Annotated in this window: 17 protein-coding genes; 2 read left to right on the forward strand and 15 right to left on the reverse strand. The window is 45.8% G+C overall.

All coding sequences use genetic code 11. The annotated features are described in order from the left end of the window. Positions 1-44 precede the first annotated feature (44 nt). From L21SP3_RS05975 to L21SP3_RS05995, 5 genes are all read right to left on the reverse strand, one after another. Positions 45-3,068: a secretin N-terminal domain-containing protein gene (locus tag L21SP3_RS05975; protein ID WP_077539984.1), complete on the reverse strand. Its 3,024-nt coding sequence runs from the start codon at positions 3,066-3,068 to the stop codon at positions 45-47. A 124-nt stretch (positions 3,069-3,192) separates the two neighbouring features. Beyond that, entirely contained in the window at positions 3,193-4,194 is a 1,002-nt protein-coding gene (locus tag L21SP3_RS05980; protein WP_161488119.1) for a DHH family phosphoesterase, read from the reverse strand. A gap of 107 nt (positions 4,195-4,301) precedes the next feature. Next, complete coding sequence (locus L21SP3_RS05985; protein ID WP_077539986.1) at positions 4,302-7,706, reverse strand: glycosyl hydrolase 115 family protein; 3,405 nt, start codon at positions 7,704-7,706, stop codon at positions 4,302-4,304. A gap of 251 nt (positions 7,707-7,957) precedes the next feature. Then, a complete protein-coding gene (locus L21SP3_RS05990) occupies positions 7,958-9,913 on the reverse strand; it encodes a LamG-like jellyroll fold domain-containing protein (protein ID WP_152024009.1) in 1,956 nt (651 codons plus the stop codon). A gap of 66 nt (positions 9,914-9,979) precedes the next feature. Then, complete coding sequence (locus tag L21SP3_RS05995) at positions 9,980-10,177, reverse strand: hypothetical protein (RefSeq protein WP_077539988.1); 198 nt, start codon at positions 10,175-10,177, stop codon at positions 9,980-9,982. 246 nt (positions 10,178-10,423) lie between these two features. Between L21SP3_RS05995 and L21SP3_RS06000 the strand changes: the two genes are divergently transcribed. Further along, positions 10,424-11,299, forward strand: a complete 876-nt coding sequence (locus L21SP3_RS06000; RefSeq protein WP_161488120.1) for an AraC family transcriptional regulator — start codon at positions 10,424-10,426, stop codon at positions 11,297-11,299. Positions 11,300-11,390: 91 nt separating this feature from the next. Here L21SP3_RS06000 and L21SP3_RS06005 read toward each other — a convergent pair whose 3' ends face one another. The 5 genes from L21SP3_RS06005 to L21SP3_RS11900 form a co-directional block, all read right to left on the reverse strand. Next, complete coding sequence (locus tag L21SP3_RS06005; RefSeq protein ID WP_077539990.1) at positions 11,391-12,620, reverse strand: LL-diaminopimelate aminotransferase; 1,230 nt, start codon at positions 12,618-12,620, stop codon at positions 11,391-11,393. 125 nt (positions 12,621-12,745) lie between these two features. Beyond that, positions 12,746-14,200, reverse strand: a complete 1,455-nt coding sequence (locus tag L21SP3_RS06010; RefSeq protein WP_077539991.1) for a protein O-mannosyl-transferase family — start codon at positions 14,198-14,200, stop codon at positions 12,746-12,748. Positions 14,201-14,204: 4 nt separating this feature from the next. Further along, positions 14,205-15,245: a FecCD family ABC transporter permease gene (locus L21SP3_RS06015; RefSeq protein ID WP_161488121.1), complete on the reverse strand. Its 1,041-nt coding sequence runs from the start codon at positions 15,243-15,245 to the stop codon at positions 14,205-14,207. Further along, a complete protein-coding gene (locus tag L21SP3_RS06020; RefSeq protein ID WP_315850248.1) occupies positions 15,232-15,879 on the reverse strand; it encodes an ABC transporter substrate-binding protein in 648 nt (215 codons plus the stop codon). Before L21SP3_RS06020 ends, L21SP3_RS06015 begins: the two co-directional genes overlap by 14 nt. Before the next feature lie 12 nt (positions 15,880-15,891). Beyond that, positions 15,892-16,101 (reverse strand): hypothetical protein, encoded by a 210-nt coding sequence (locus tag L21SP3_RS11900; protein ID WP_123785151.1) that lies wholly within the window; start codon positions 16,099-16,101, stop codon positions 15,892-15,894. Between the two features lie 200 nt (positions 16,102-16,301). On the opposite strand from L21SP3_RS11900, the gene L21SP3_RS06025 reads away from it, so the two are divergent. Next, positions 16,302-16,976, forward strand: coding sequence for an MBL fold metallo-hydrolase (locus L21SP3_RS06025; RefSeq protein WP_077539994.1), 675 nt, complete (start codon positions 16,302-16,304; stop codon positions 16,974-16,976). A 750-nt stretch (positions 16,977-17,726) separates the two neighbouring features. Here the strand turns inward: L21SP3_RS06025 and L21SP3_RS06035 are convergent. The 5 genes from L21SP3_RS06035 to L21SP3_RS06055 all read right to left on the reverse strand — a co-directional run bounded on the left by L21SP3_RS06035 (position 17,727) and on the right by L21SP3_RS06055 (position 24,158). Then, the gene (locus L21SP3_RS06035) at positions 17,727-18,659 is read right to left on the reverse strand and encodes a helix-turn-helix domain-containing protein (protein WP_077539996.1); all 933 of its coding nucleotides are present in this window, start codon (positions 18,657-18,659) and stop codon (positions 17,727-17,729) included. Positions 18,660-18,829: 170 nt separating this feature from the next. Then, positions 18,830-20,350 carry an FGGY-family carbohydrate kinase gene (locus tag L21SP3_RS06040; RefSeq protein WP_077539997.1) on the reverse strand — a complete coding sequence of 507 codons (1,521 nt, stop codon included), beginning with the start codon at positions 20,348-20,350 and terminating at the stop codon, positions 18,830-18,832. Positions 20,351-20,362: 12 nt separating this feature from the next. After that, the gene (gene rhaD, locus L21SP3_RS06045; protein WP_077539998.1) at positions 20,363-21,181 is read right to left on the reverse strand and encodes a rhamnulose-1-phosphate aldolase; all 819 of its coding nucleotides are present in this window, start codon (positions 21,179-21,181) and stop codon (positions 20,363-20,365) included. Between the two features lie 15 nt (positions 21,182-21,196). Then, the gene (locus L21SP3_RS06050; RefSeq protein WP_077539999.1) at positions 21,197-22,456 is read right to left on the reverse strand and encodes an L-rhamnose isomerase; all 1,260 of its coding nucleotides are present in this window, start codon (positions 22,454-22,456) and stop codon (positions 21,197-21,199) included. Between the two features lie 220 nt (positions 22,457-22,676). Continuing rightward, positions 22,677-24,158 carry a sulfatase family protein gene (locus L21SP3_RS06055; RefSeq protein ID WP_077540000.1) on the reverse strand — a complete coding sequence of 494 codons (1,482 nt, stop codon included), beginning with the start codon at positions 24,156-24,158 and terminating at the stop codon, positions 22,677-22,679. Positions 24,159-24,278 lie beyond the last annotated feature (120 nt).

The following is a 24,278-nucleotide window of genomic DNA, read 5'->3' on the forward strand; positions in this document are numbered from 1 at the left end:
AGGCTTTTTCCAAAAAGATTAGCCCTATAGACTCTTGAGAGTCTCTATTCCATTTCGAGAACCTTCTCAGGAGCCATTTGCTCGCTTTCCAAACCCGGGAAATCCTGATATTTATGGAAATTCTGCTCAGCTTCTTCAAACGATTCACGCTGAAGCTCAGACTGCTCTAAGAGATCATCCAGGCCTGTTTCCGTACCGGTTGTAGGTCTCAGGATATTAGCTTTAACAAAAACATAGAGTTTGGATTGGTCATCGCTGTTGCTCACAGTTTTAAAGAGCGCTCCTACTAACGGGAGATCACCCAATATCGGAACCTTGCTTCCGCCCTTGCCCTGATTTATCGAAATCAGACCGCCAAGAATAATTGTGCTGCTGTCGGGAACTGTAACTACTGTCTTAACGTCGCTTTTAATTTCATCATAAGGCCGCTCGCTGCTAGAGCTTGAAGTAGAATAATCAAAATCAGTACGATTTACGTTAATCTCAAGTCTTAGAAGATCACCCTCACTTATATGAGGTGTAATTGTGAGGTTAACACCAGCATTATACGATTCCCAAGTTTGGGATTCCACAGCAGTGGGGTTTTCATCTCCCACATAATCCGTTTGTGTTTGAGGCTTGTATGTGGTTGTGGTGGTTTCGATGGTACCTTCCTGATTGTCGTTTACAAGCAGTTTTGGCTTGGCCATAATCCGCCCGTAATTCTTCTTCTGCATAACGGTAAGAAGTGATTGGATATCAGAATCTGAATAAAAACCTTTGAATTTATCGTTTTCAGTATCCCATCTTCCTTCAAGAAAGTTGCCCAAAGCAACATTACCCGCGTCTATAGGTGCAGAGATAGCACCGCTTGTATCATCGAGCCCGTTTTTGCTGGCCGCAACATCAAGGTCGTATTCAAATTCATCCTTCTGGCTTACTTCCACAAGCGTAACATCGATGAGCACCTGAGGGCGTTTTTTGTCGAGCTCTGTAATAAGCTTTTCGATCCAGTCCTGATCCTTCTTGTTTGCATAAACGATAATAGAGTTTGTGCCTTCGTCGCCTGTTATGGTAACTTCGGTATTCCCTGCTCCTCTGGAGCTGATAGAAGTTTTCTGGATTTTGCCCCTTGAAGAAGATGTTCCGCCGGAGGAGCCCTGTCCTGCAAGGCCTGCCTTTTCGGCCTTATCCTTTGCGATCCTCTCCACCACTTCCACGAGTGTTTCCTCGATATCCTGCACAGACTGATTCTCAAGCGGATACACCTTCACGGGCGCCGCATCTTCCTCCGGCTCCGCATCAATATAGCCGATTATCGAATCGATCTTTTCGTGCTGTTCATCTGTAGCATTAACCAGAAGCGAATTGCTCGTTTCGAGCAGAACCACCTGCGGTTCGTCCTCCAGCACCTCCTTGGCGTCTTCAATCACAGCGGTTGAAGGGCTGTTTGATTTCTGCTGAGTGCTTCCCCGCGGGTTTCTTCTTGCTGCTGCAAGTCTGCTCTGGGAAGAGTCTTGGCCTGCAACGATTCCGAGCTGCTCGAGGGCATCCAGCACTACCTCCGCCCCGACAAATTCAATATCATACTGCTGTATCTTGCGAAGATCCTGCTTTGGAACATCGAAGGCCTCAATTAGGCTGTTTACTTCCTCAATCTCATCCTCGGTACCGATCATAAGTATGCGGTTTGTTCTGTCATCTACATCCAGATAAACGCCTTCAGTTTTCCCCTGGCCTACTGTTGAGGACGAGCTGCCATTTTTTTGGTTCGGGATTATCCTGCCCTTTGAGTCCCGCCTTACAGGCTGCCGCTGCGAGGAAGAGGATGAGGAAACCGTAACATCCACCGTCCCGAGATTCTGGGCAAGAGCCTCAACCTTATCTACAAGCGAAGATGCGAGGGTGTATTCGAGCCTTCTGTATTCAAATGTCCTTTTCTCGCCAGCAACATCCACCAGAGACAGCATCTTCTGGATACGAGGCATTCTGTACGAATATCCTGTAACGATCAGGCTCTTCGTTTCGGGTAAATCCACAATACTGATGCCCAGCTTCATACTCATCAGCATCTTCTTGGCAGAATCTGTGTTTATGTGTTCAAGCTTGAATACCCGCGTTATAATAACATCGCCGGGCTTTACGTCCTCATCACCCTCCACTATTGCAGGGTCGAGCTCTGAGGCCTCATTCTTGGTAACTATTGTTACAAGATTCCCTCGGCGTGTCATAATGAAGCCGCGGAACTTCAAAACGGATTCAAGCAGGCCGTAAAGGTCTTTAACCTTAATCTTGCCGTTGTGAACTTTGAGCATTACCTCGCCGCGCACCTTGTTTTGGTCGTAGATGTAGTTCAGGCCGAGCTGCTTGCCTACAAGCTCGATAAGAGATGTAATCTCCACCTTTTCCGGCAAGGTAACGCTGAGATTAAGCTGCTTATTTGAATCCGTTATTTCAGGGACATTGAAATCACCCTCAGCTGCCTGTTCAGCAGAGGGAAGCTGGGTGGCCTGAACGGTACCCCCCGGCTCAATCTGCTTTAATGTCTTACCGTCTGAAGGGGCAGTTTGAGATTCTGCAGTTTGGCGTGAAGGCTGGGGCTGATTTTGCTGTTCAAATTTTTCCGGATACATCTCTTCAGCTTCTTGACGCTGCTGCCTGGCCTTTTTCAGAAATTCCATGGCCTTTTCCATGGCCTCTCTGTTTCTCTCCATCGCTTCCCGCTGGTCGGGAGTAAGCTCCTGCTGGTCGGGCTGGGCGTTTTGGTCTTGCTGGGCAGAATTGTTTTGAGCTGTCTGCCGGGCATCTGCAGCCTGCTGTTCCGGGCTTTGCTGCCCAGCGGCCTGATTCTGTATCGCCCTTGCGCCGGCCTTCTGGGAAGACCGCTCCTGCCTTGCCCGCATCATCGCTTCATCAAAGGTTTCTCCTTCCTGAAGCTCTATATCGAGCCTCTCAAGAATGCTTTTCTGCCTGTCGGAAATCTCTTCGCTTTCCTGAGCAAAGAGCAGATGCTGAGAAACCACCAGCATTGCTGTAAGCAAAGCTATAGACAAGAATTTGCCTTTCAATGACCTGTATTTTTTTACCATTAATCACTCCAGATAGCTATAATAGCACGTTTTACATAATTTATACTTAAGGTTTGACAAACCGAATATACAAAAGTTCCCAATTTGGAAATGTTCTTTTGGAAAAATTCAGCATCAGTCTGAATTAATGAGTCTGAATTGCAATTTGTTCGAGAATCTGCCTCTCAGCCTCTTCAAATCCGCATTTGAAAGAAACGCCTGCAGCGAGATCGTGTCCGCCTCCGCCCAAAGCTTCGGCAACTTCTCGAACAATAATATCGCCTTTGCTTCGCATAGAGCATTTTATCTCGCCCGGGCTTCTTTCAATGAGGAGAAATGTTGTTTGAATGCCCTCAAGGGCCTGAAGCTTGTTTATGAGTCCTTCAGTATCACTTTCTACAGCTCCGCTTTCTCTGAAATCCTGATGGGTTACCCTGCCGGATACCACAGCTGCCCCATGCAGCTTTAGAGAATCGAGCATACGGGAGGTAAGCCGCATCTTCGCAAGCGATTCCCGCTCATAAATAACGCTGAAAAGCTCTGCTGTATCAATGCCGGTTTCCAGAAGCTCACTTGCGGCTTCATAAGCGGCCTTGAGGTTCTTGCCGTATCTGAACCAGCCTGTGTCTGTTGCCATGGCGGCAAACAGAGAAAGCCCAACCTGTTTATCGGGCTTATAACCGAGAAACTTTGCAAATCTGAAAACAATCTCACCAGCTGCCGGTGAGCCTGAATCAACAACCTTCACATCCCCGAAACTGTCGTTTCCGAGGTGATGGTCGAAAACTATTGAGGGGATCCTCCCGTCTGCAAGCTGCTCTATCCCGGGAGCCCTGTCCGGATGAAGGGCATCGGCGAGTATGATGAGGTCTGCATCTTTCCAAGGCGTCTTTTTCCAGAGCTGATTATCTTCGCTTGAATTTATTATCGTTGGCTGATGACCGCCAAAAAGCATATTTATCCACTCGGGGAAATCATCCACAAGCAGCGGAAAAACCTGCTTTCCCATATCAGCAATTATCCTTGATAATGCGCTCACGCTCCCGCAGGCGTCGCCGTCGGGCCTTTGGTGAGCCGTGATTATCACCTTTTCTGATTTTTCAATCAGTTTTTTAGCTTCGGAAAATTGTTTTGTAAGATCTTTCAAATTCTGCCCTATCATTAATTTCCCGAAGAATATATTAAAATACTGCTGAAATTACAAATATTTTTAGCAATTCCAGCAGTAAAAAGGCAATGTTTACAAAAAAACTGTTACATTATTTCAACTCGCCCGTCTTCAAGCCATGACCCTGCAAAACGCAGTAAGTTAAAAAAATCAGACGAAACGCTAAACTCCTCAGTCTCGGTCTGGTCTGCACCGAGGTAGGAAGGAACAAGACCGCCGAAGTCAATTTCTATCTTATCGATATTTATTGACGGGTCGGTACCCCAAATTCGAAGTTTGCGGTTTCCCGGAGCTATCTCAACAATCTCAGAGGACTTAATAATTCCTGAAGCCACATTTTCCTGCCAAAGTGCCGAACCGTCTTTGCCCATCTCAAATTCGATCCAGAAAGGTTTGTTACCATCAATTGAAACCGCACATCGCAGCTTTTTGCCGTTTTTCAAAGAGAAAGAAGGCACAGCATAAACATTCAATACAGCTGCCCCGCCTGATGCAGCTTTTATATCGTATTCCAGATAAGGGCTTGATTTGCGAACATTGCCAATATTCTCTACATACCATCCGGTAAGCGGCTCAAGAACCATACTCGCACCGGTTCTCCCAAGCCCTTCAAGAACTTCCCAGCTCCTTGAACCACGGGAACGTTTGGCGGAGTAGCTTTCAGCATTAAAAGCAATAACACCTCTGTCTTCTACAAAAGAATTCTCTACAGCTGCAGAATATTTATTGAATGCAGAAACGTTCACAGTAAAAGATTTCCCCTCTGATGTTATATCTATACTGCCCCGTACATTATCCTTTTTTGGGGCATCGGCGTAATCGATGCTCACCCATATCCTATGGTCTTTATTACTGAGAGTGCCGGAGGATTCGCTGAGCTTTATCCAAGAATCGCTCGCTGATGCCTGCCAAGACACCTGCTGCTGCCCCTTGCTGAAAATATCAATAAAGTATTCTTTATCTGTATAACGGTTGAATTTGGGAAGAAAATTAAATGACGGCGGCAAAAGCATCACCCCTCTGAGCCTTGCCCCGTCTTCCCTTGCGTAGAAGCTGAGCGTATGCTGCCCTTCGCTTAACTCGAAATCTGTAATATGATACTTCCCTCTGCCTACATTATCGTTCCAGAGGATATGCGGTCTGCCTTCCATTTTTATAAACCACGAATCAGCATCGGGATTTGGATGTTCAATCACAGCGCACAATTTATAAAGCCCGCCCGCTGCTGCGGGAATTTCAAATGAGAAATCTGCCCTGTTCTCAGTTGGGAAACTCAGATCCCTGCCCCTGCCTTCCGGAACGGAGATATAGCTGCCGGAGGAATCCGAACCTATTTCAATATCCTCGCCATAAAGCTCTGCATCGCTTGAATGGAAAACCAAAGTATCGAGAGACTGGTTTGGATAATTCGCCTGAGTGTCGAGCTGTGAGGGTGAACCTTCAATGCAAACCCCAAGTTCCCCCTGCCCAGAGAGATCAGGTTTTGCAGTATTTGGCGACAAGAAAACATCACTGTCAAGCGGGTGCCAGCTGGTTACCTTATTCCACTTCCCTTCAGCAATATCCTCGTTGTAAATCCTGGTAAGCTCTTTAATCCTTTCAAACGCTGATTCTGCCTGTGCAGCATAGTAATTAGCGATCGCCCTGCCCTGACGTGCATACTCCCGGCTCTTATATGCGTAAAGAATTTTTTCGTTAATGCTCGCCGCACAAACGGCAGGATAATGAACAAGCTGAAAATATGCGTCTTTTGCAGATTCCGGAAGATTATCGAAAATCTCCTGAGAATCACGCCTTAAAGATTTATATTTTTCAATTCTTTCAGCGGAACGGTCTGAGTGCGTAAAAAGAGCAAAATCAGGGTCATTAAGCTCCCGTCTGCCGGCCCAGTGTTTGTTAAAGCCCATCAGCTCGGGTTTTCTCTGGTTGGCCAGAGCCGTATAACGCTCCATAATACTGGCAATATCATCGGCATACTCCTGCCCAATATCTCGAGAGGCAGCAGTTTTGAAATATTCAGTTATATTGTTCTTTGTCCATCTGTTGATATCCCAAGACATCTGCAGAAAAAATTCCGTATGCCATTCGCGTCTCTTGAGATCCCCAACATTAACAATCCAAACGCCTCGCATATTCATCTGCCATGCCCGATTCATTTCACGCCATACAAGCGAGGGGCTGGTAGAGTAAAGCAAGAGATATGGATGCGGCACGCCAAGATAAGATAAATGATAATAAACTCCTCCGCCCCCGTTTCTCTGCTGTTCTGAGCTGTCTGAGAAACGCTTTATATATCCGAAATTATCCTCCGCCCACATAAGCGTTATATCTTCGGGCAAATCGAGGCCTGCATCATAATAGTCCAGCACTTCTTTATAGGGCACGAAAACCTGCGGTATCTCGCTTACCGGCTTATCTATATGGCGGCTTAATATTTCCCTCTCATCAGCTATCACATCCTCAAGAATACTCGCACCTTCCTCAAGCGAATCGGCTCCGCTCATACCCGTATCGTGCATCCCGCGAATTCCTACAGTATAAATATTTTCGTTTGAGGCTGCTGTTTCAACTCGCTGGTCTAAAACCTCTTTGATTCTTTCGCTGTTTTGAGTGTAATCCCAAATGCCGTCAGTGGAACTGTCCCACTCTGCTGCATTGTTAAAAAGAAGCGGTTCGCAATGGCTCGAACCTATAACGATCCCGTATTTATCAGCAGCACGCTTATTTTCAGGAAGCTGATAAAAAGGTGTTGAGCATGCGTGCATAGCAGGCCAGATATGGTTGGCCTTGAGCCTGAGCAGAAGTTCAAAAACTTTGGAGTATGTTTTTGGGCCGATATAGCCGTATTCATCCTCAAAAGTATTGGCTGCCCACGGGTGGAGCCCCCAATCTTCGTCGTTTATGAATATCCCGCGGTATTTAACATCAGGCTTGTCTGTCTTGTAGAAATTATCGCTGAGCTGAAACTCGTTTCTATGGTCTGCAGGGACATCAGCCCACCAAACCCAAGGGGACACCCCCATCATTTCAGAAAGCTCAAACACTCCGAAAGCCGTGCCCCTCGGATCGCTGCCCGCTATAACCAGAGCTTTATAAACCCCTTCGAACGGTTCTTCAACAACGCTCAGCACGAAACTCTCCCACTGCTGCTGAGCGACAGTGGAAGAATCGAATTTTTCCTCGCTGATAAGCTGATCTATAAAGCTGCTTTTACCGGCAGAGCCGATCAGTACAACGTTTTCAGCCATTTGAGGCATTGAGGATCGTATATCGAAATCTCTTCCGCTAACCGTCTTTAAATCTTTGATAAAACACTCTCCGGCCGTATGAACCACCTTTGAATCTTCTGAATCAATTATTATTTCAGCAGTCTCCGAATCACTGAAAAGTGTGAAATTGCATTCAGCAGGACTTTGCATTGAATCGCTGGCTAAACCTGCTGAAACAAACAGAAACATTATCGACAGAAAAGAAGCTGTGTTTTTAAGCATAGTAAACCTTATTTGAGTATCAGAAAGAATATTTTAATTGCGATTAGGAAATAATTTATCGAAAACTTCTGATCAGCCACGATCGAATATATCGCAGTACGTTATTTAATAACAGCAGGTTTTCTCAGACATAAAAAACTATACACACCAAGAGTATTTCAGCTGAGCTTTGATGCAAGATATATTATCTTAGAAAAGCCGGACAGCTTTTAAAACTGCCCGGCATAAGAAGGTTAAGACAAAGTTTTAGATTACATTTCCGGTGCGTATCTGTTATCTAAGAGCCACTCTGAAGCGAATTCTGCGAAGTCATAGAGATTGACAACGCAATCTGGAGTTCCTTCTGGGCCAGCAATGTCAAACTCGGGATAACCGTAGATACATTGCCTCTCTCCTGTTTCGTTGTAATACAGTGCTGCAATTTCTTCGTTGGAAAGCGGGTAATTAAAAAATCTCAAATCATCAATTTGCCCAGAGAACCTATCGCTTACATTTCCCCTTAGATTTCTTCCGAAAAGCGTAAACGGTTGCTCCCATTCTGAAAAGTTTGCAAGCTCAGATCCATTATCAACTTCATCTCTCAAAAGACCATCTACATAAAGCTTTGCGACATAGCCGTCAAAGACAGCTGTAACAAGATGCCACTCTTCTGCAGGAATATATTCAGAGGAAACAGTGGCCTGTATATAGTCTGTTGAGCTGTTGCTGCCATCTTGCCTTATCAGAAAACGCAAATCTGCTCCGCTCAAAAAGCCAAACTGAATGGCTGTATTCGAACCTTCATTGAAATTGCCGATGAAATACTGCTCCGAATCATCTAATCGTTTAACCCAGGCAGTTATAGTGAAATTCTCGAGGCCATTTCCGAAACCGGCTTTTGGATATGCATCCGCTGGCAGTTCAACATAAGTTGTGCCGTTGGGGTCTGCTGCATACTGCTGACCGTCTGTTTCAGCAAAACCGGCAGTATATGCGAGGGGATCGCTGACTAAACTCCCATCATTCAGGCCTAAAGTGTCTTCAACATTCTGCTCAAACTTGTAGCCTGAAATCATTCTTTTTATTGAAAGCGTTGCTGTATCGGATGTGGAGCTGCCCCCGCTGTTTGTAACAACGGCATAGTAAGAGCCCTCATCAGCCAACTCTGCATTAGCAATTTGAAGCGTTGTTGATGTGTTGTCGGTAAGAATTGTAACATCAGGATCGGCATCGCTTATAAGCATATCAGGTTCTCCTGCCCTGTACCACTCTACAGAAATTAGATCGCTGATTGTCGTAATGTCAACTTGGATAGACGCAGTTTCAGAAGGGAAAACCTTCATATTATCAGGCCCTTGCAGCACCGGCACAGATTTGAGAGTTTCAAAGCTCCAAACCTCGCTCATCGGGTTGTTCGGGTCTCCGTCCGGATAGACTCCGCCCTGGCCGTCTGACATCACTTCCTCCACTGCCCAATAGTATTTACTGTCCATAGATAAAGAGGGAGAATAAACCCCATCAGCAGCAGGATCTGTATAATCAGTAATATCAACAGAGCCAACAAGGCTGAGTTCGCTGTCTTGCGGGTCTCCATTGCTCATCCATAAGTTATGCTTTTCAATATTCGGGTTTACCGAAGTCATATCTGACGGGTTTAACCCAGCATTCCAAGTGAGGCTCGCATCAAGAGCGACATTAATCTCTGCGTCTGGGCTTCCATCGAAAGCTGCGTTTTTGAAAACACCGTCAATTACAGGATATTTATTTGCTAGGTAAACACCGATCTTGTCATAGTCCTGTTCGCTTAAAACGCGATCGTAAACTATTACCTCTGCTACATTCCCATTAAAGAAACCGCTCGTTCCGCGTATAGCTCCAATATTCAGTCCTGCGGGATTGGAGGTCGAAGAGTTGGAAGATGTTCCGATATACTCCCCGTCGGTGTAGAAATCAACACCTGAATCTACTGCGAACACGTGCGGCTGTGAATCTGCTTGAGGTGCCCAACCAGGCCTGTCCCCAGAATCACCAACACGGACATTCAAGATACGTGCATCTTGATCCGACCATAGAAATGAAAGGCAAATACGCAAACGGGAATCACTTACACTGTCGTCCCAGCCTGCAAGCATATACTGATCAGTATCTTCAAGATTTACGAACTGCCCAACAACTATAACTGTAAGACTGTCAACCGTTACGCTTGAAGCTGCGTCAGTTAACCACATAACATCGTCTGTGCCGTCGAAATACAGAGCAGGCTGCGCTCCAAACACACTATCTTGCAACACAGGCTACCTTGAAGCTTCCAACTGTGTTCCGTGGTTTCCGTTGCCGGATGAGTCCGGCCACACTCCTACAGTGTTTCCCGGCGATACGTCGGGTATCTCGTCGGCGGAAAGATGCATCACAAGCCCATTACTTACAGGTACTGAGGCCAGAGCAAATCCGCATGAGGATGCAAAAACAATTAACAAAAGCAATTTTTTCATAGTAAAACTCCCTTAAAAATAATAATATTTACCGTCTGCCATTTTCAGACAAAATTTCAATTTAAAGCACAAAACCAAAAAAATAAGTAAAATCTTCAGCAAGCTAATGGATAAATTCAAAGCTTGACAATATTTTTTCTGCCTTTAGCTTAATTTAATTCAAATTGACAATTATTAAATGTACTATCCCAACTTTTTATTGTATGATAGTGATATATGAAGAATTTCGCAAATACAGCTAACACTGTGAAAAGATCGCAGGTTTTATCATTATTTCATAACGATAAGCAGTACAGACCTCTATTTCTGCACGGAGCAGTTCAGCAGGACAGGCCGGTAGGACCGAAAAGAACTTTCAGAGAACATTCACATCCGTTTTATCACATAGTGCTTTACACCAACGGGCATGGTGAATACCGCAAAGACGGTCACTTTCACAAGGCACGCCCTGGAACATGCGTTTTGCTCTCTCCCGGCCAGAAACACGACTTCGTTTCTCACTGGCAGAAGACGGTTTACTCTGAGATCACATTTGCCTTCAAATCTGAAGAGGGAAAACTGCTTGAGCTTCCTTTTGAAAAGATTATTTTTCTTCTTACCGGTACTGAAACTGTGTTTGATACTGACATAATCTTTTCTGAAGAACAAACAAACACTCTGAAAAACAGGTTCTCTGATTTGATAGAATACCTGAACAGCTCAAGCGAGCTATCTCAATATCAGGCCAATTACAGTTTGCTCGGAATATTCAACTTCATAATAAAACACAACATCTTAACAGCAATTGATTCAAGCTCTATTTCTCCAATGGATAAAGCAAAAGCGTATATTGAAGAAAATTACACCGCTCATATTCCTGTGGAAAAGCTTACTTCAATCGTCCATCTTTCTAAAGGATATTTTTTCAGAGCCTTCAAGGAGAAATTCGGAGTTTCTCCAATAAACTACCAGCAAAACATACGGATAAACGCATCTAAAACTCTCCTTAAAACCACCTCCCTTAGGTGCAATGAAATCGCAAACCGCGTGGGCTTTTCTGATGTTTACTTCTTCCACAGGACTTTCAAAAAACATACAGGGAAAACCCCTTCAAATTACAGAGCTGGCAAAGAAGAACTGTAAGGAATAACTTGAAGACGGAAGAATAAAAAACTCCGCAGGCCTTTTACAGGCAAGCGGAGTATTGAAGGTCTTGTATTTGATTTTAATGCTTTCAGCTGATTTTGGCAATCCGCCGCATCGCTTCTTTAACGGTATCAAGCTCGTTAAACGCGCTGAGCCTGAAGTATCCCTCGCCTGCTGCGCCGAAGCCGGCACCGGGCGTGCCCACTAAATGCGCCTTTTCCAGAAGCAGATCGAAGAATTCCCATGAGCTCATTCCGTCTTTAGTTGAAAGCCATACGTACGGGGCATTCTCGCCTCCGTAAACGCTGTAGCCAAGGCCGCTTAGAGACTCCCTGATTACCGCCGCGTTGTTCATATAATACTGAACCACTTCCTGAATCTGCTTCTGACCTTCCGGCGTGTAAGCAGCTTCTGCACCCTTCTGGGTAACGTAGGAAACGCCGTTGAATTTAGTGCAGTGTCTTCTGTTCCATATTGGATTCACTTCCACCGGCTCGCCGCTGGATTTGTATGCCTTGAGCTTATGCGGGACAACCGTAAACGCGCAGCGAACGCCTGTAAAACCGGCTGACTTCGAGAAGCTTCTGAACTCTATCGCCACTTCATCCGCACCTTCAATTTCGTATATCGAATGCGGGATTGAATCATCCTGTATGAACGTCTCGTAAGCAGCATCGAAGAGAATCAGGGCTTTATTATCCCTCGCAAAATCCACCCATTTCTTCAGCGAGGCCTTGTCCGCCACGCTGCCTGTAGGGTTGTTCGGGTAGCAGAGGTATATCATATCCACCTGCTCTGACGGCAGCTCTGGTGCGAAGCCATTCTCCGCTGTGCAGGGCATATAAACAATCCCTTCATACTTTCCGTCTTTGCCGGCCTGACCTGTTCTGCCAGCCATTACGTTTGTATCAACATACACCGGATAGACGGGGTCCTGCACCGCTACCACATTATCTGTACCGAAGATTTCCTGAAGGTTTCCGGTATCGCATTTAGAACCGTCGCTGATGAATATTTCGCTCTTATCCAGCGATACTCCTCGAGATTTATAGTCGCATTCGATAATCCTCTCAGCAAGGAATCCGTAGCCCTGCTCGGGGCCGTATCCATGGAAGCCCTCAGCAGTTCCCATATCATCCACAGCACTCTTCATTGCTTCAACAATTGCCGGCACGAGCGGCTTTGTAACATCGCCGATACCCAGCTTTATCACATCCGCCTGCGGGTTCTGATCTTTAAAAGTATTCACTCTGCGAGAAATTTCCGGAAAAAGGTATCCCGCCTGGAGCTTGAGAAAATTTTCATTAATCTTAATCATAATAATCCTTCGCTATTTGTGTTAGTGGAGGTTAGAAAGAAAACTCAAGACCTGACAGTTTATCGATAAAACTGGAATAGTCAAATTTGGTTTCGGGGTGATTTGTTCAAAGAAACTTCCTGAGCCTATTTGAGCCTGTACAGCCTCGGAAAACTGCTTATCTTATCCCACTTTCGCCCCTCGGGCGAATCGCTTACTTGTTTAACGGAAAAATAAGCCCTGCCATGTTCATATTCCTCCGGACTTCCATGCACTACATCAAAATTCTTCCTGCTTCTTTCCTGCGCAAAATACAGCGGATACCTCGAAGAATTATCAGCAATGAGCACGCTGCCCTCGGGAACCATCTGCGCTACCGCCTCAGACCAGAGGTGAGCAGAATTTTCATTGTTTTTCCAAGGCTTAATCCAATACCTTGCCTCGTCCCTGCGGTCTATCGTTCGCTGCCTTTTGGCAAGCTCATTCTTCTGGGCAATACTGCAAATACCGGAAAAAAACAGAGGCTGGAGCACAGCGAAACCAATCAGGAGATAACACAACCTTTCCTGTATCTTCTGCGGCAATTTAAAGAACTCGAATGCGTTGGCCGAACAAAGCCCAATCAGAATAATCGAGGGAAGAATAAACATAAACTGATCGGGGACAGAGTATCTAATGAAAAATAAAAAATGAACGGCGGCGAGAAAAACAAGTGTCTTTCTATGGATGCCTGCCTCTCGGAAGTTTTTCAGCAATGCAAAAATCCCGGCTGCTGCAAAAACCGCAAGCAGATTGACAAAATTGAGCGAGGAGAAGAATGCGTTAGGCAAAGCAAATTTTGTAACGCCTGCAACATTGAACACCTCATCACCATACCTGCCAACCAAGATATCCATTACAAGCTCTCCAATGCCCATTGGCTCTTTGCCGAGCTTAAACACAGAAGCAGCGATTAAAGGCAGGAGCCCTGCAATCCAGAACAGCCCTGCTATAATTATATGCTTGAAGGCGGTTTGCCTTTTGTAAAGCATATATATTACAACGCCCGCATAAACGGGGATTGAGAGAAGGGCAAGATTATGTACCGAAATACCGAGACCGTTGAAAAGAGCGAGCCAATACAAATTGGAAGCTCTCCCGTTCTCGATATATCTGAAAAGAAAAAGCAGCCCGAAGGTGAATAAAGCAAGCTGGGATGTGTATGTTTCGGTGATTGTCGAGAGCCACCAGAGCGTGTGAGAGAGCCCGAGGGAGAATGTTAGACCAAGGATCAGAAAGCTGTTTTTCGTGAAAAAACGCGAAATCACTGAGAAATTCGCAACCGCAATCGCACCCATAACTGCGCTGAATATATTAAGGCTCATCGGGAAAGGTAAAGGCAGTTTGGAAATTCCGTATCCAATCGTCATATAGAGCGGATGGCTGCGGCAGAGCCCGTATTCCTGCGAAACTATCTGCCCGTTCCAGCATCTCCACTGATACTCGCCGTTATCCTGCCAGCTCACGCCCCTCTGAGCTGTGAAGCCGTAGATAAGGCTGAAGAAAATGAAAACATAAAGCCATTGCTTTTTCACATTCGACCCTTCATTATCCTGAAGCATTTTCTCACCCGTAAATTTTTCTCGTTTTCGAAGATTTAAGCAGAAGATACACAAACACCGGCGCACCGGCGAAGGCGGTTATGATACCCGCTGGGAGCTGCTGAGGCGCTATTACTGTCCTTGCAAGCGTATCGGATACCACAAGAAAACACGCTCCGCAAAGAGCGCTGAGCGGAAGAAGCTGGCGGTGGTCGGGCCCGAATATCAGACGCACCGTATGAGGCACGATAAGCCCTGCAAAACCCACAAGACCGCTCAAACTAACCGCAGATGCTGTTACGAAAGCTGCGCAGGCAAAGCAGATTCCCCTCAGTCCCGCAGTGTTTATCCCGAGAGCTTTGGCATCGGTTTCCCCGAAGGTGATAACATTTAGCTTCGGTGCAAACCCCTGCAGAACCGATGCGGATATAACAAGCGGAATAAGCCCCGCAGACAGGTTGCCCGGGCGAACATCACGCACATTCCCCATAAGCCAGAGCAGAGTTGCATGGAGGTCTTCGCTTTTCACAGCGGTAATCATAAACATTATTACAGCTGAAAAGAACGAATTAACCACAACGCCGGCAAGCAGAAGGCCTGTCATATTGTTTTTGCCCGTGCGTTTGCCTATAGTCCAAACTATCCATATCGTTAGAAGAGCAAAGGCGAAAGCCATTATGCCCTTCCCGCTGACCCCCGCCCATGAAAAGGAAAAGCCCGTTATAGCCGCTGTTACCGCTCCGAGCCCTGCACCGCTGGATATACCGAGGATGTAGGGGTCTGCCAGGGGATTCTTCAGAAGTGCCTGAAACACAACACCAGCTATAGACAAAGACGCACCGACAATCGCTGCAAGCACGCAGCGCGGAAGCCTTATCTCAAAGAGTATAAGACAATCGACATTTTCAGAAGTGTCTCCGGAAATTATTCCGTCGATTATATTACCAGCATTAAGGCTCTTAGAGCCCAAAAGACTGCATATCAGGATCAATCCTGCAAGCAGAGCAGAAAAGATTACAATCCTCAGGAGGAGTTTCTTTTTTGAAAGATGTTCAATCTCCAGCAAGTTTTTTTTCCTCTCCGCTTTGCTGCACTGCTGCCTGAAGCAGTTTTGCAGCCTTGACAATTCTCGGGCCGAGCCTTGAAACCACATCCGCATTCATTTGATAGATATTCCCCGCTTCAGCGGCGCTGGTTTTCCATCTGCTGTAATAATTCTGTTCCTTCAGCCTCTTAAAGCCCTGTGTTTTTACATCAGTTTCAATTATGATATCCGGATTCATCACTACCAGCGATTCAGCATTATACTTTGGATAGCCGGTTTGCTCGGCAGCGTTTTCAGCGCCAACAATTTTAAGCAGGCTGTCGATATATGTGCCTTTCCCGGCAGCTATAATCGGCTCGCGCTGTATTACTACGAGCGTCTTCGGGGGATTGGCTCCGGAGCTCAGCCTGCGCAGCTCGGAGAGGTTCTTTCTTATCTGAGCCTTGAGCTGCTTCCCCCTTTGCGAAACCCCCGCGGCTTCTGAAATCCGGTCTATGGCGGAATAAATATCGTCAATATTTTTCGTTTCCACAATCAGGCTTTCTGCTCCGACACCTCTGAGCCTCTCTCCTATGCGTCTATGGATTTCGGTGTTTGAGTGAAACACAATATCAGGCGAAAGGGAAATTACAGTTTCAATATCCGGCTCCATTATCGAACCAACACTCTACTTCTCACTGCAAGCGGGCGGATAATCGCAGTATGAAGTTACACCGACAACCTGCTCGCCCAATCCAAGGGCGAATAAGATTTCGGTGATATTTGGCGATAATGACACGATATTAGCGTTGTCCGCCTCCCGATTGGGCGATTCACTGCACGAAGCAAGAAATAAAACTGAGAGCAGCAAAAAGCTTATGATATTTTTTTTCTTCATAAATTCCTTTAATACAAAACCCTGCAATAATTGAGCTCTGATTATATTGCATTTTAGCTTGAAAGCAATTTACGAAAGCGTTATAATTCTAAATTAATGTATTATAGTTTTAGGGAAATGAACAAATTCATCAAAGGGCTGTAAAAAATAATAATTTATGTTATTATTACCCGCCTCAAAATAAAGAAAGAGGTGAAATTATGAATATAAAAACAATACAGCAAGGCAGTTACCAGACAAACAGTTATGTTGTTACCAGCGAAGAACATCCGGGCAGATGCGCGGTAATTGATACAGGGCTTGAAAACCATAACCTGCTGGCGTATCTGAGCCTGAATAACCTTACCCCTGAGATGCTGATTCTCACTCACGGACATCTCGACCACATCCTCGGGATACCGGCGTTGAAGAAGGATTATCCTGATATGAAGGTTTGCATACACAAAGACGACGAAAAGATGCTGAAAGACCCGCAGCTCAATATGAGCGGGGTGAGCGCTGTTTACGACGATTTCACCTTTGAATCTGTTGACAGAGTAGTGGAAGAAGGCGATATCATCGAAGTTATCGGGCTGTCATTCAAGGTAATACACATCCCCGGCCACACCAAGGGCGGGATGTGCTTGGAGGCGAGCGATAAGGGCGTGGTTTTCACGGGAGACTGCATATTCGCAGGGTCAATCGGACGAACCGACCTGCCCGGCTGCGTAAACGGAGACTGCATGAAGCAGCTGATAAACGGGCTGATCGAGAAGGTGCTGGTGCTGGATGAAAGCACTAAACTGCTCCCCGGACACGGCCCTTCAACTACCGTAGGGCTCGAGAAAAAGCACAATCCGTTCTTCAGCGAGGGAAGCCTGAGCCTGGCAGACTGATATTCGGGCAGTGATTTACAGGTTTATTTTTTAGACAGGATTGACAGGATTTTTTAAACCACTAAGGGCACCAAGGGCGCGAAGATTTTTTGTAAATTGTTTTACAGCAAAGCTTTATATTTGTAAATCATCTGTGTCATCAGTGGATAATAATTTTCGCTGCGAGTAAAATAGTGGACAGTTACCTAATAATTGTTTTCAACTGATGTGAGTTTGCAGCTTCTTTGATTATTCACAGGCTTTTACTCGACAGTTTTTTTCTGTGTAATTGCTTCACCAAGGCTTTAAACCGAGCAAATATGCTTGTTGAGCGGCAGCTGCTCTTGAAGAACCACTTGCCGTCTCATCTCAACCAAATTCTTATGCCGGCCAATTCCCTATCTCATTATTTTATAAAGCTTATTACTGTTAAAAATAGGTAACTGTCCCCTGTTTTTACAGCGGCGCGACGCAAGTCGCCCGCTGGCATTCTTTTCGAAAAGATTTTTCGCTTACTGCCTGCTCTTCACGTTTCGCTATCCTAGCGGGGAGCTTGCGATCCTCCGCTGTAAGACGCTGCATTATTAAGCAGCGAACCGCTGACTCAGTCCGTAAATGCTGCGGCCATCTTTGGATAAAAAATAAATTGAAACCATATCCCCTTCGTGTGTTTCGAGCATTTCGTGGTAAAAAAACACAAAATCTGCGATGTTACGCCCTTGGTTTAACTGATGATTTCTGGCATACCATGGCAGCTTAAAGGGAGTGTTTTTAGTCATATTTCTTGTTCTTTTTGTTTCTAAAATCCCCCGGGGTTTGTCTGAGGTGTTTTCGGAACACCTTGCACATCCTGTCTGCCCCCGAAAAACCGCAAGCCAAAGCTATATGCGATACCGGCAGGGATGTGTTTGTCAGCATTTTTTTTGCACGCTCTATTCTGCATCTTGTGATCTGTTTGCCGAGAGTTGTACCGAGCAGCGCATGAAATTTCCTTTCGAGCGTTCTTCTTGTAACGGGCAGATTATCGGCCACATCATTTACAGTCATATTTCTATGGCTGTGGCTCCAGATGTAATGCATAGCCTCTGAAAGCAGCCTGTCCTTAAACAGATTCCTGTCCCCGCCCACTGCGTTGATAAACTCATCTGCGGGGGAAAAATCATCCTTATGGTCTATACTGAAAGACAAAATCTCCATAGCCATAGCAGAGAGCCTGAAAGAATTCTGCATCTGCTGGGATGTTAGAAGCTCCCACATGCCCTTATATATCTTCACAATCTCATCAGAATTTTCTAAATGCAGAGCACAATTCGCCGGCGAGATATAATTACGGTTTGCAAGCTTGTAGAGGTATTCGCCGTTAATGCTGATCCAATTCTCTTGCCAGCCGGTTTCTTTCAGGGGTCTGTATCTGTGCCACACCTCGGGAAACAAAATCAGCATTGTTCCGGGCATCACATCCACAGTCCCCGTCGCTGAAGACTCAAACACACCTCTGCCCTGCGAGACAAAAACAATCTGATACTCCGGAAGAACTCTTCCAGATTCCCAGCTGAAGTTATAGATGTCGGGATGGCCGCAGGGAGGATACGGCGTGCCGGGGGCAAAAAAGGCCTGGCCTATGCCAGTGAGATAAATATCCCAGCTTATAGCCTTCTGATTGATGGGCAGGTAATGGTATTGATTTTCTATAGAATCCAGCAAAATACGCTTCCTGTTTATACGTAAGGAAAAAAACGCATACTCTATATAACCAAAAAAACTCTGCGGTCAAGCTTAGAAAGCTTTTGCAAAACGCAAACGAGAGGCCCGGGTTTTAGAAATAAATCTTACGACCATGGGCGAAGATGAAATATACAAGGCCTATCTTTTGATCAGGATAAAACCGACCCCTGAACATCATTGCCCAAAAGCTTGAGGTATTTTTGCAGGTAATAATCCAGATTCAAATTATTATCCAGAGGGACTCTCTGCGATTGAAAATTCAGCTCGATATCGAGCTGGTCAGGAGCCTTGCCTTCGATCGCAGCAAGGGCAAGTATAGCAGCTCCGGCTGATGATGCCTGAGGGATTGAAACAGTGTAACCCTCACTGCGAGGGAAAAGCTTCTGAAGCAGATTGAGATAGGGTTTATTTTCAGCAAAACCGCCTTCCACATATATCTTATCGCCTTCTTTATAACCTGCATGCCTGAGAGCAACTGAAGACTGTATCGCAAGAGATAATGCCAATACAGCATCGGCTGTTTTGCGGTGTTTGAAAAATTGGGGGCAGTTTTCCTTTGTCATATCTTCGAAGTTTATTGTTCGCCCGCCCTCTACAGCGCGGCCTTTGCCTGCGCCGAAAATCCCCATACCCGGCAAAACTGAAGGCAGTATAAATTTGTCTGCTTCTTCAAGCACCTTCGAATAGACGCTTCTTTCTTGCTCTGATGTTTTTCGGGGACTGCTGATATTATCCAAAAGTTTGGTGTATGCTTCATATTCCTTCCCGCCCATAAAAATGCTGGTTTTTACAGGATTATTGAACACATCGAAGTTGTAAAAGATCATCTTACCTATCTGGTCTTCAGTGAGCTCGGCCTTCTTTGATGGACGCATCGCCACGCACCATGTACCGGTTGAATTCAGAACGAAATCATTTTTACTGCTTATAATATACGGCAGCAGGCTTGAGTTTGAATCGAGAATTCCGGAAGTTACAGCGCAGTCTTCAGGCAAAGAATAATTTTGGCAAATATGATTAAGCAGTTTGCCTGGGGAATCCCAAGATTTTGAGATTTTTTTCGGCAGCATTTTTCGTATGCCCAGCCCATCAACAACGGAGGAATATTTTCTTGTTTGTGCATCAAGCAGATACGTATGGCAGCCTAGGATAGTGGGCTCTGCAACTGCCTTTCCTGTGAGCTTGTAAACAAAGTATTGCGGATAAGGCAAGATTCGTGCGGTATTTCTGAACTGCTCCGGAAACTTATGCTGAGCAAAATGAATCAGTTTTGCTAAATTCACCATATCGCCCACTTCAGGTGTTGCAGTGGAAATATACAGCTGTTTGCGTGAGCCGAATTTTCGGTAAAAATCTTCAACAATGCTGGCGGGAGAGGAATTTGTATAGCTTAGAGGAGGCACTGTAAGCTCCCCGTTTTCGTCCACAAAAACAGCCTCTGCTCCGTGAGCTGCAACAGATATCGCCCTGATTCTGTATTCTTGGCTAAAATGCTTTAAGTTATCAAGAAACCAGCTCAAGACCCTATCGGGAGTTTCAATAAACAGGCCGTTTCGCTCAACAGCCGGGAAGGCCTTCTTGATTATCGATAAAGTATTCAGACGCTGGTCAAACAAGACGATTTTTTTATTCGTCTTGCCTACATCCAGCACAGCTATAGCTTCCTGCATAACAGCCTCTAATCAAAAAGGGAGCTTAGTTTTCATTATATCGTGGTCGATTTGGCAATCAAACCGTGAGCAGAGCATCTCCAGCTGTTCATCGCTTAGATAATTCAGCTTTGGTGAACACAGACGCGCCTTGAAAAATATATCAACCGTTTTCTCGGCAACGTGTATCCTGCCGAAGGCCTCATCAAGGTTGTTTCCAACCGCAAGCAGGCCGTGATACTCCCAAAGAAGAACCGGCCGATGCCTTAGCAGCTTTGCAGATTCCTCGCCGATCTCATTAGTGCCCGGCACGTGCCAAGGCAGGAAAGAAACGCCTTTAGGGAATACCACCAGGCATTCTGTCTGGATCACCCAGAGCAGCTTGCTGAGGATATTTGAATCGAGCTTAACAGCGCAGGAAAGTGCGATGAGATTCGGCGTATGGCAATGTATCAGTACGCGCGTGCCTCCGGGCTGGCCTGATGCAACCTCATTATGCGTTAAGAGGTGAGAAGGCAGCTCTGATGTGGGCATTAAACCGTTCTGAAAGCCCCACAAAGTACGATATGCCCCGCCCTCAGGCGAAATCTCTATAAGGCCTCCGTTTGAGGATGGAGAAATCTCTACATTACGAATGTAACTGCCGCTGCCGGGAGTGTAGAACACCTCACCTGCAAGATTGGGACACTTTTTGGGCAGCTCTTCCCACTTGCCCGCGCAAGGGTTTATCTCTTCGAGTACAGCTCTATCAATTCGGACACTTATATTGCCGCCGTTGGCTTCAACCCAGCCTTTATGCCACATATCGGCAGTTGTCTTCTTAATCTCAGTTAGAAAGTTTTCAAGAATCATATTGCCCTCGCTGGTCTATCTCTTTGACAGAACATCCTTTTCGTACTGCCTTACCTCATCAAGCCAGCTTATGCCCGCCGGAACGCACATCTGCTCGCAGTAATACTTCCACACAGCGTTGAAAGGCATAGTTTTGAGCTCCTCCCTGTATGCAAGCCTTGAAGTAAAATCGAATTCTCGCTCTTTCTCCTGAAGCATTTTTGTAGGCTCGAGAAACGCAAACAGCATCGCCTTGAGCAAATTCCTCGCACCTATCACCCATGCCGCTATGCGGTTTATACTCGCATCAAAGAAATCAAGTCCGATGTGTATATCGCTTAACCTTCTGCTGCGTACAAGCTCGTGAGCGATTTCTATTAGCTCTTCGTTGAGTGTAACAACATGGTCGCTGTCCCAGCGTACCGGCCTGCTTACATGCAGAAGCATTTTTTCATAAAACAACAAAATCGCTGAGATCTTTTCAGAGATCATCTCTGTTGGGTGGAAGTGTCCCGAGTCAAGACATATCATCTTTCCCCTGCTCAACGCATACCCCATATAAAACTCGTGCGAGCCGACAGTGTAGCTCTCAGCACCAATGCCGAACAGCTTAGACTCAACTGAATCAAGTGTTAGCTCTTTAGGATAATCCTTTTCGAAAATTTCATCAAGAGATTCGGTTAGTCTTTCTCTCGGGGCAGCTCTGTCAACCGGCACGTCCTTAAAACCGTCCGGAATCCAGAAGTTGTTTGCTGATTCGGTGTTAAACTGTTTGCCAAAATACGCTGCTATTTCCCTGCATCTTCTACCGTGCTCAATCCAGAAATCCCTGACTGCCCTGTCCGGGTGGCTTAGAGTAAGCCCGTCGGAAAACTTATCGTGGGCAAAAAAAGTGGGGTTGAAGTCTATGCCTTGAAGCCTCTCTCTGCCCCAGTGTGCCCAGCTTTCAAAATGCTTTACCTCGATCTGGTCTCTGTCAACAAAGCCGCCGAGATTGTCAAGGTAGCAGGCATGCAGATTCAGCCTGTGTTTGCCCGGAATCAAAGACATTGCAAACTCTATATCACTGCGGAGCTGCTCGATGTTTTTTGCTTGTCCGGGATAATTGCCGGTGGCCTGAATGCCGCCGGAGAGCTGTGAACCGTTATGTTCAAAGCCGCCAACATCATCCCCCTGCCAGCAATGTATTGAAACTGATATGCTTTTTAATGCCTGAATTGCAGTTTCAGTATCAACCCCTAAAGAGGCATACTGCTCTTTGGCAAATTTGTATTCAGCTTCGATATTAATGCTCATATTAACCTTGTCGTTAAACCATAAATACCATTATTAAAATCTTCATTTTAATTTTAATAATTCATAGACAGCACCGTAACCCATCGATGCGACATTATTTTGTCTTTTTGCGACATACCCCCCTGCCAAGCCGAGAAATCACAGTATCCTTGCAAAAAGGCTTATTTTAGGCCTTCTTCTGCGATTCCCGCTAAAGCAGTCATTTTTAGATTATGCAAGATTATTTCACTCGGTTGTATTCGGGGCAAGAGGTTTTCTCACTGCCCCAGCGGTCTATAACAGCCTTCAGGGCTTCGTCGGTCTCGGGGAATCGGCCTTTATCGTCGGTTTCCAGTATCCAGCGATATAGCGCATCCCGCATTTTTGCAAGCGCCAAGGCGTGTTCTTTTTTCCATGAATGAACGAGATTAACCGTTTCGTAGGGGTCTTGCTTTAGGTCGTAGAGCTCTTCTGCGGGTCTGCGCTCGCAGGCAAATCTATCCTGCACTTCATTGAGCCTGCCCTCTTCGTGCAGCTTCCTGAGGACTTTCATATAATTATGCTCGTCTCTATACTGCGGCTGGAGGTATGGACGGTCTGTCATAAAGTTGCGAATATACTTATATCTTTTGCCTACCACCGCACGTATCCTGTCGAGGGTATAGTCGCAGCGGTCTCTTGCAGAGAAAACAAACTCTCTGTGGAAATCGTCTGCGAAGAGGTCTTTTGCATGCATATGGTCTGGGATTTCTATGCCGGCAAGCTTTAGCGCCGCTCCGCTTATATCGAGCCCGCTCACTAAATCATTACGAACTTTATTTGCAGGTATGTCTGGTCCGGCTGCTATCAGCGGAGCTCTTATTCCGCCCTCATAAACAAACTGCTTGTGTCTGGGCAGGCACATACCGTGGTCGGAGAAGAAGAATACTGCTGTATTTTCATAAAGCCCGTCCTCCTTCAAGCGACGTATTATATCGCCGAGAATTTCGTCCATCTTAAGGATTGTATCGTAGTGATGGGCAATCTCTTTTCTGTAAACAGGGTGGTCGGGATAGTACGGCGGCACCGTAACATCTTCCGGACTGACCCTTTTCGGAGAGCTGCCTTTCTTCCCGCCTCTGAGCTGAATCTGACCGAAAAAAGGCTGTCCATCTGCTCTGTTTGTCCATTCTGTGCCGTTTTCAGCTCCCTTGAAGCCGTTATCTCCCTTGCGGTCGTAGAGGTCTTCATCGGAAAAAACGAAGTTGTAGTGGTTTTTGCCCTCGTTAAAGGTGTAATAGCCTGCTGCTTTGAATATCTCTGGAAGAGTTCGCACGCCGATATGATTGGGATGCCAAGTTTCCATTTCACTGCCCCGCCAAGAGCTGAAAGAGCTGTAATGCTCGTGAGCAGCAATGGAAGTTTGATACATTCCTGTTATCAGTGCCGAACGTGTGGGCGAGCAAACCGGAGCGGGCATATAAGCTCTGTTAAAGCGTACGCCTCTTTCTGCAAGCTTATCGATATTGGGCGTTTTGATGGTATTGTCGCCGTAGCAGCTCATCCAAGGGTTGGTATCTTCGAGATAAACCCAAAGTATGTTGGGCTTGTTTTTGAGGTCTTTGGGTCTGAGAGAGTGGCTGTTGCCTGAGGCTGAAAATGCCTGTTTTGAAAGTGATGCAGAGGCGATCCCAAATGCTGCACTTTTAAGAAAATTTCTTCGACCAACTGATTTAAAATCCATTTTAGGCTCCTTAATATTTAACGAAACTTAAAGAATTCAGCTATAACACTTCAAAACGACCTCAACCGTCTAAAGAGATTGCAGCCATTTTACAAAGCACTCAACACAGCTGAAGCAGTA

It is taken from the genome of Sedimentisphaera cyanobacteriorum (assembly GCF_001997385.1).
Classification (GTDB): Bacteria; Planctomycetota; Phycisphaerae; order Sedimentisphaerales; family Sedimentisphaeraceae; genus Sedimentisphaera; species Sedimentisphaera cyanobacteriorum.